We start from the raw sequence: 668 nt of genomic DNA, 5'->3' as shown, positions 1-668 counted from the left end.
AGCACGGGCTGATGATGATTCTGGACATTACACTACTGAACCGGCACAGGAACTCGCTACAGATCTCATCACTGAGCAAGACAACCAGCCCGAACCCATCAAAAAGCACAGCAGAGGGCACAATGTTGCTGTATCGGAAGAAGCCCAAAACAGCCCGGTATTGGCCGTTAAGTTATTGCGTGAAACTGACCTGTCCTCGAAAAAGATTAGAGCGAAGTTACAGAGCGAACCGGAAGCCCTGTCAAAGTTCACCAGTAAGTATATGGAAGAGCACGATCCGTCATGGGAGTTTCTGGATGATGAAGATAAGGCCTTCAAAGCTATGACATTTTCAGTTAATAACGGTGATGCTAACGGTTACAACCAAGCAAGACATCATGCTGTCAATGCACTGAAAAAGATGAAAGAACCGATGACGAAAGATGAAATACAGAACTTGGTAGAAAGAACCCGGCAGATGATGAATGAAAGCAACCCGAACACCACAGACAATGTGGAAGCTCGCAAGCAGGCCGATCAGGAATATCAGGAAGCCATAGCAAAAGCGGCTGAGAAACTGAGTGCGGCCTATGCTAAAACGGGTATCACTCAGCCGGATTACAGTCATCGCTAACAGGGGGCAGTATGAAGCCTGATTTATACGCCTTTAGCCACTTACGCCCTGATGC

1 protein-coding gene is annotated in these 668 nt (G+C 47.3%); it reads left to right on the top strand.

Annotated elements, in window-relative coordinates; genetic code table 11:
• Positions 1 to 613: hypothetical protein (locus Xvie_RS21945; protein ID WP_086110898.1), on the top strand; the 613-nt coding region annotated here is incomplete at its 5' end.
• Positions 614 to 668: the final 55 nt, after the last annotated feature.

Source organism: Xenorhabdus vietnamensis (genome assembly GCF_002127535.1).
GTDB lineage: Bacteria > Pseudomonadota > Gammaproteobacteria > Enterobacterales > Enterobacteriaceae > Xenorhabdus > Xenorhabdus vietnamensis.
This window is presented reverse-complemented; position numbering and strand designations above follow the sequence as displayed.